Below are 7611 nucleotides of genomic sequence, written 5' to 3'. Positions count from 1 at the left end.
CCCCACGTCTGCCCGATCACGACCCGAGCAGCCTCACCCTCAGTCACCCGCTGACGACGGACAAACAGTGCGCACCTCTGCAAGATCAGCTGTACCTAGCTCTGCACTCCAGGCCGTACCCCGACAGCAGCAACGACTACCCGGTTTCGCCGCCGACGCGCTGACCATCTATGACAGTGGTACCCACCCGTGGCTCGTGGCCGGCGGCCGGACCGGACTGGTCGGCATCGAGTTGTTGCTGTGAAACCCAGACCGCTGGGCAGCCCGGTTTTGAGGGGAGGGATCGCCGGCAATCCCACCCACCTCACCAGTCGCGCAACATGCGCCTGCTTCAAGGCAGCAAGAGGCAGTGGAGCCGCCAGCAGTTACGGGAAGACAGGCGGGAAGCCAACAGTGGCCGGATGGATGCAATGGTCCTTGCCAGAGCGACCAAGGCTAAGTGACGTCTCGTAACCCCGCCGTCTATCCCGTGAGGACGATCGTCGAAAGGTGCCTGGGTGCAGGTGATCACCGCGAGGCGCCCGGAGTGTGTTCTCCCGTTCACCGGAATGCAGCCGGCCCAGGTCCGCAAGCTGGTCCGCTTGGTCGCCGAGCGTGGCGGTGACGCGATCGCGGACGGCCGGCCGGGCCGGCAGTGGACTCTCGACCTCGCCGACCGGGTGCTGCTGGTGGCCACTTACTGGCGCACGAACCTGACCATGCGGCAGATCGGCCCGCTGTCTGAGGTGTCGCATTCCGCCGCGCACCGGGTCATCGACACCCTCGGACCCCTGCTCGCCCTGGCACCTGTGCGCCGGCGGCCGGTCGACCAGATCGCCATCGTCGACGGCACCCTGGTCTCCACCTGGGACCATCGCCTCGCCGCGTCGAGCAAGAACTACCGCCACTTGACCAACCTGCAGGTCGCCATCGAGGCCAGCAAGGAGCCGGTCGAGGATGGCGGTGGCGAGGACTTCGTCGCCGAAGACTTGGCCCCATGCGCCGAAGCTTTTGTTCGAGGTGAGCAGGGTGGATCCCTTCTCGTAGCGCTTCCTCCCTTAGCGGCCTCGCCTTAGCCGCGGCCCCGGAGGTTCGCCCAATTTGCTCTCCGTTGCTGCGTGGTACGGGCTGTAGTATCAGCGCATGCGCACTCAAGGTGCGCATAGGTGCGGAGCGTGGGGGTTCAGATCTCGGACACGCTATTTCCCCGCGCTCTGGTGTTGTTCATGAACGATGTCGGCTACGCAACCTGCGACGTCACGCTTGCTGGACGGAACCAGGAGCCGTCTGGCGGGGGCGGAACCGACCGCTGGCCACACGGCGGATGGCTGCCCGGCCCAGTGCAAAGGCTCCTGTTGACGTCCACCGAGGCCGACGGCGGGGACGTCAGCGTCAGCGGACGGGTCAGCGGACGGGTCCACCGAGTGGTGCTCGACCATGGTGACGGCCATACCACGCTCGCGCGTGTCTCCGGCGGAGCATTCGGCCTGATGACGACCGGCGCCCGACTCAAGGCCGACGACGACCCCCAGCTGGTCAGCTACGACGCCGAGGGTGCGGAGATCGGCAGACGCCCACTGTTCCAGGCCGAGGACCAACTCACCCACTGTTACACCACGCCAGCGGGAGAGCTTGTCTACGGCAGGCTGTCCGACAACTGCCGCACAGCGGAGGCGTGGGAGCGATAACGAGCCGGCCGACGGCAATCGACGACTGAGGTACCCCCGTCGTCCTTGCCTTGGACACCGACAACCCTGAAGCCGCCGAGACCGTGGCCGATGTCGCGCTTGCGGTACCCGCCGAGATGGCCCGTCCACTCGCCTTAAGGTGGCGCAACTGCTCCGGTCGCTGGCCCAGTGGCGAATCCCCTCGCAGGCGGTCGAACTGCTGCCGGTGCTCGTCGCCGACGGCCAGTACGGAGATCCGCTGCCAGGTGGTGGGGGTAGTCCCGCAGCGATCTGATCGGCCCGCTGGATACCGAGGCCGGTAGGCACCCGGTGCGAGCAGTCGGCCGCGAGGACGTAGCCGAGCGGATGCTGCCGTAGCGCGGCTGCCAGGTGCGGATTACCGCCGTCGGCTTCGTCGGCGGCGACCTACCGGGAGGGCAGTCCGCCGGCCACAGCGGCCTCGATCAGGCGGCGTCTGTCGTACCCGTGTACGACTTCGGAGTTTTGTCGTATGCGCCTGGCATCATCGAGCGGCATCGACGACGCGGATGGGGAGGCTATGAGGACCGACGGCTGGCGGTGTCGAGCCGGACGGGGATGGGCTCGCGGGCGGGCGGGGTGCCGGCGCGGGAGAACCCCGGTTTGCCGAGGCCGGATCGGGTGGTCGGCCAGCTCCCTTGCTCGCGCATCGGCGGGAGGGCGTTCCGGAGCCCGGTCGTGCCAGCCGGAGTGTCGGGTCGGCGACGCCGATGCGAGGCACATGGGCGGTGGTGACCGTTGAGTGACATCGTCGGCGAGCTGGCTCGCGTCGCCGGTGCTTTCGACCAGCCGACGCTGGCGCTGCTGTACAAGGGGCATGCGAGGGTTGTGATCGCGATTTTTCGCAGCGTGTTCAGTCGGGACAGTCGGACCATTCCGGCTGCCCGGCTACACGCCCAGGTTGACGCCTATCTCGACGAGCTGCGGAGCGCGGGTGTCATGGACCTTCCGGCAGGTTCGAGCCGTGACCTGTGCCTGCGTTGGATGCGGGGGCAGTGGCTGGTCCGCAGTGTGGAGGACGACGGCACGGAGGTGTACACGCTGACCAGCCACGCTCAGGACGCGCTCAACCTTGTCACCAGCCTGACCCGGGAGCGGGCGAGTCTGAGCGAGCACCGGATCGCCACGATTGTCAATGCCGTGCGCCGGTTCAACACGGAGGTCAACCCCGACCGGGCGACCCGGGTGGAGATCCTCAACAGTGAGATTGCCCGGCTCGCCCGGGAGCGAGACCGCCTGCTTGACGGTGGGGAGCTGCCGCGGGCATCCGCCGACTACATGCTTGAGGGGTATGGCGAACTCCTCCAGCTGGTCGCGGCGCTGCCCAGCGACTTCGCCCGGGTCGAGGAAGCGTTCGCCACTCTGCGCTCGCAGATCCTCAGCTCGTTTCGCGCGGAGGACCGGCACGCCGGTGATGTGATCGACGACTACCTGCGGCGGACCGATTCGTTGATGACGGCGACCGCCGAGGGCCGGGCGTTCGAGGGAGCGTTCACCCTGCTGCGCGATGACGAGCTGCTGCTGCAGCTGCGTGAGGACCTCGCGGCCCTGCTGGCGCACCCGATGGCCGAGGAGATCCTCAATGATGCTGACCGGCGCGACCTTCGCGGCACCGTTGGCCTGATCCGCCGGGGCATCGACGGGGTCCTCGGCCAGCGCAACCGGGTCACCGCGACGCTGCGCGAGTACATCCAAACGCACAACACCGTCCGGGATCGCGAGTTGGACAGCACTCTTCGCCAGCTCGACGCCGAACTGGCGCAGTGGATGACCGTCGCCGGGCCACGCAGCAGCGTCCCGTTGCCGCTGCTGCCGGCACGGGTGGACGTCAATCACCTACGCGAGCGATTCCATAACCCGGACGACGAGTCTGCGCCGCCCCCGCTGCGGGACATGGCCACCGAACGCCCCGATGACCTGTCGCTGGCGGACCTGCTCGCGCAGGGCGGGCCGTCCCTAACGCCGCTCCGCGTGGCCATCGACCAGGCCCTCGCCTCGGACGAGCCACTCACGTCGTTGGGGAGGCTGTTCGACATGCTAGATGCGCCGCTGCGCCGGCCGGTTGAGATCTTCGGCCTGCTACACCTGGCCACCAACATGGACAGCCTCGTGCGGGACGGGGAACGGCGCGAGACCTACCGAACGATCCGCCCCGACGGTTCTGGACGGGAGCTGGCAGTCCCGGTGATCGTGCCGGGGCGGGACGCGCCAGACAAGGCGGTCGAGGGTCGGCTTGGTGGGCCGGACATGCCCGCGGGATCGGAGCAGCGGTGAGCGTTGACGACATCGACCCGGCCAGCGGACCGGAACCGTTCGCTACGGCTGGCTGGGACGACCCGGAGCGGGAGTTGACCAGCAGCGTCGCGCTGTTCGAAGGCGATGAGGGAGGCCTGGAGCTGCCACAGCGACGGGCGCTGGTCGCGTTGATCAAGCAGCGGTTCATCACCGCGCAGAGCCACCCGAAGGAATGGAAGGCCCTTACGGCGAACCCACGGCTGATCCGTTCCCGGCTCAACGACTTGTTCCTGGACCTTCACCTGGACACCGATCGGGAGGTGGCCTTTAAGCGGCAGGTGGTTCCGGAAGGCGGCGGCCGGTTCCCGACCCTGCTGCACGACACCGCCTGGGCCCGCGAGGAGACCATCCTTCTGGTGTATCTGCGCACCCGCAGCCGCTCGGAGGAGGTCGCCGGTACGTCACGGACCTTCATCGATCGGCAGGACATGCTCGAGCACATCGTCACGTTCCGCCCGGCGCAGGCCACCGATCAGGCCGGCGATGCCCGCCGCGCGGCCAAGGCGATCGAGAGCCTCAACCGGGCCGGGCTGCTGATTGGCCCGAGCACCGCCGACCGGTTCGAGGTCAGCCCGGCCATCGACGTGGTGCTTCCCCTGGAGCGGCTTCAGGATCTGCTGCGGTGGCTGAAGGCGCACAACGCGGCTGGCGCGGCCGCTGACGGCGTGACCGGGCCGAGCGGCGACGCCGGCGACGAGATGAGCGACGAGGAGGCTCGGTGACGATCGACGGCAACGCGCAGCCCGCCCTGCTGCCGGCATCGCTGCTGCTGCAGCAGACGCCACACCCGATCGTGGCGGGGCCGGTGGGCACGTCATCCGCGGCGGCGCCGCTGTTCTACATCCCCGGCGCCACCGACGGCAGCCTGCAATGGAAGGCCGAGACCTTCCAGCTGGTCAACTGGGGAGGGTTCGAAGGCCGAGTGCGGTTCGACTTCCACCCCGGCGCGACCTTGATCTCGGGGGCGTCCGGGACCGGGAAGAGCACACTGCTGGACGCGTACATCGCCTTGATGATGCCCTCGGACACCTCGTTCAACGGAGCGTCCAACGACGCGGTCGCCGGCCGCGCCCGCAGCGCCGAGCAGCGCAACCTGCTGTCCTACCTGCGCGGCCAGACGGACACCACCGCCGACGACAGCGGCCGGGAACGCCCCAAGGTGCTGCGCGGGGACGGGCGGCCAACCTGGGGCGCGGTGGCGATGACGTTCGTTGACGACCACGCCCGCCGGTTCACCGCGCTGCGGGTGTACCACGTGCCGGCCCGCGCGACCCAGGCCGGGGACATCATCATGCGGATGGCTACCTACGAGGGGCGGCTGGACCTGGCTGACCTGGCCGTGCACGCTGGCGCGCTGTTTGCGCCGAAGCCTCTGAAGGCGGCGTTCCCCGGCCTGCTGACGCACGACAGCTACGCCGCCTTCGCCGCTCGGCTGTACGCCCGGCTGGGCATCGGCGCGAACGGCGACGGGACGAAGGCACTGCGGCTGCTGGTGCGAATCCAAGCGGGGCACCAGATCCGCACCGTTGACGAGCTGTACAAGGAGATGGTCCTCGAGCGCCCGGCCAGCTTTGAGGCGGCGGACCGGGCGATCGGCCATTTCGACGACCTCGAGGTGGCCTACAACGCGATGCGCACCGAGCAGCAGAAGGCCGAGCTGCTGGGGGCGATCACGCAGAAGCACGCGGACCTCGTCGCGGCCATGGCGACGATCGAACGGATTGACACCTTCGGCCTTAACGCCACCGACGACAGCCCCATCCTGCTGTGGCGGCTGCGCCGCGAGGCGGCCCTGCTGGAAGCCGTGATCACTGACAACCGCGCCAAGCACGAGCACGCCGTTAAGGACCATACGGGCGCGGACAAGGACGTGAGATCCCTCGACGAGGAACTCGGCGCCACCCGAGCCGCCCACCAGGCGGCGGGCGGTGCCGAGCTGGACAGCCTGGCCCAACAGGTGACGCAGGCGGGTCGCAGCCGCGACGAGCGCCTGGCGCGGCGCAACGGTCTCGCCGAACGCACGGTCTGCCTCGCCACGCCGCTGCATGACAATGACGTCTTCGACCAGCTCCATGCCACCGCCGGGACGTTCCTGGCCCACTACGAGGCCGCCTCGAAGGCCCTGCGGGACAGCCGGGAAGGGCTGCGCGACCGGTCGTTCCCGCTGCTCCAGCGCCGAAAGGCCCTGTCCGACGAGCAGGCCTCGCTGTCCGGCCGCGCCGGACGCGTCCCCAAATTTCTCGACGACCTGCGCCGCCAGGCCGCCGAGGCGTCGGGCATCGACGTCGCGGACCTGCCGTTCGTCGCCGAACTGATCGACGTCGCCCCCGAACACGCACGGTGGCGCACCGCCGTGGAGACGGTCCTGGGTGCCAGCGCCCGCCTGCTGCTCGTTCCCCAGGAGCAGCTTGAAGCGTTCTCCACGGCCATCGACCCGCTGCGGCTGCGCGGCCGGCTGACGTTCGAGGGTGCGCGGCTGCACCAGACAGGCCACCTCGACGAGGACTCCACCAAGGTCGCCGGAAAGCTGCTATTCAAAGATTCCCCGTTCGCCGGCTGGGTACGCCGGCACGTGTCCGACCCGGTCCGCAACGCCCTCTGTGTGGAAAGGCCGCACCAGCTCGACGGGCCCGGCTACCGCGTCACGCTGGCGGGGCAGACTCGGCTCGGAGTCCGGGGCAGCCACGGCCGCAACGACCAGTCCAACATCATTGGGTTCAGCAACGAAGACGCCATCGCCGACATCGAGCGCGAGCTCGACCAAATCACCGAGGCACTAGACAAGATCGATGAGGACCGTAAGGCGATCGACGAGGAACGCGATGAGCTGGACCGTCGCCGCAGCGCCTACGAGGCGATCCGCGCTATCACGTGGGAGGACATCGACGTCGCTAGCGTCGAGGCGCGGATCGCTGAGCTGCAAACGGCGCGGCAGGCGATTCTTGACGCCGACGACCGGCTGCAAGCGCTGCAGCGGCGCATCGACGAGCTCGAAATGAATGTGGACAAGGCCCGCGAACGCCGCTTCGACCTCAAGCGACAGAAGGACGACCTCGACACGGCATGGGCGTCCCTAACCCGCCGGCAAGACAACGTAAACGGCGAGCTGAGCCGTCTGCGACAAGAGCAGCGGATCGCTCTCAGCGACGAGCAGGCCACGGCGCTCGACGAGCACTTCATCGCTGCGGTCGGCCCCGCCAACCCCAACGACCTCGACCAGTTCCCGGCCAACCTGGCCCGGCTGCACCAGCGGCTTTCGGCTGCGGTCAAGCAGGCGCAGGCGCAGGCCCAAAACTCGGAGACGGAGCTGGAACGGATCTTCACGGCGTACCAGCTGAAGTTCAACGACCCGAACCTCGGGCGCAGCGCCGCGTCCTACCCAGACTACGCGGCGATCCTTGACACCATCCTTACGACCGGCCTGCATGAGCGGCGTGAAGAGTGGCGCCAGCGGCTGATGAAGTGGAGCGGGGAGGACCTGGTTCCCTTGGCCGGAGCGATGGACCTGCGTTCCGCGTAATTCGTCTGGTCTAGAGATCCTGACCGGATGAAGCTCGTGGTCAGGGCCGTGTGGTCGACTGTCGGGCCGAGGATCGCCTAGAGAAACGCCTATCGGGATACGCACTGGTGG

General features: G+C 68.4%; 5 protein-coding genes and 2 pseudogenes. 6 read left to right on the top strand and 1 reads right to left on the bottom strand.

Annotated elements, in window-relative coordinates; all coding sequences use genetic code 11:
- Nucleotides 1-497: 497 nt before the first annotated feature.
- Nucleotides 498-944, top strand: a pseudogene (locus tag DLJ47_RS30440) (helix-turn-helix domain-containing protein); the annotation flags it as partial.
- On the opposite strand, the pseudogene DLJ47_RS30435 reads toward DLJ47_RS30440, so the two are convergent.
- Nucleotides 921-1031 (bottom strand): annotated as a pseudogene (locus DLJ47_RS30435) (ATP-binding protein); the annotation flags it as partial. The pseudogenes DLJ47_RS30440 and DLJ47_RS30435 overlap by 24 nt on opposite strands.
- Before the next feature lie 123 nt (nucleotides 1032-1154).
- Between DLJ47_RS30435 and DLJ47_RS30430 the strand changes: the two are divergent.
- From DLJ47_RS30430 to DLJ47_RS30410, 5 genes are all read left to right on the top strand, one after another.
- Nucleotides 1155-1667, top strand: coding sequence for a hypothetical protein (locus DLJ47_RS30430; protein WP_199236072.1), 513 nt, complete (start codon nucleotides 1155-1157; stop codon nucleotides 1665-1667).
- Between the two features lie 139 nt (nucleotides 1668-1806).
- The gene (locus tag DLJ47_RS37565; RefSeq protein WP_255562363.1) at nucleotides 1807-1941 is read left to right on the top strand and encodes a hypothetical protein; all 135 of its coding nucleotides are present in this window, start codon (nucleotides 1807-1809) and stop codon (nucleotides 1939-1941) included.
- Between the two features lie 482 nt (nucleotides 1942-2423).
- Nucleotides 2424-3959, top strand: a complete 1536-nt coding sequence (locus DLJ47_RS30420) for a DUF3375 domain-containing protein (RefSeq protein ID WP_109905171.1) — start codon at nucleotides 2424-2426, stop codon at nucleotides 3957-3959.
- The gene (locus DLJ47_RS30415) at nucleotides 3956-4702 is read left to right on the top strand and encodes a DUF4194 domain-containing protein (RefSeq protein ID WP_109905169.1); all 747 of its coding nucleotides are present in this window, start codon (nucleotides 3956-3958) and stop codon (nucleotides 4700-4702) included. The genes DLJ47_RS30420 and DLJ47_RS30415 overlap by 4 nt, the downstream gene beginning before the upstream one ends.
- Nucleotides 4699-7500 (top strand): ATP-binding protein, encoded by a 2802-nt coding sequence (locus DLJ47_RS30410; RefSeq protein ID WP_233258100.1) that lies wholly within the window; start codon nucleotides 4699-4701, stop codon nucleotides 7498-7500. Before DLJ47_RS30415 ends, DLJ47_RS30410 begins: the two co-directional genes overlap by 4 nt.
- The last annotated feature ends 111 nt before the right edge of the window (nucleotides 7501-7611 follow it).

The organism is Micromonospora sp. S4605 (genome assembly GCF_003176715.1).
Lineage (GTDB): Bacteria > Actinomycetota > Actinomycetes > Mycobacteriales > Micromonosporaceae > Micromonospora > Micromonospora echinaurantiaca.
This window is presented reverse-complemented; position numbering and strand designations above follow the sequence as displayed.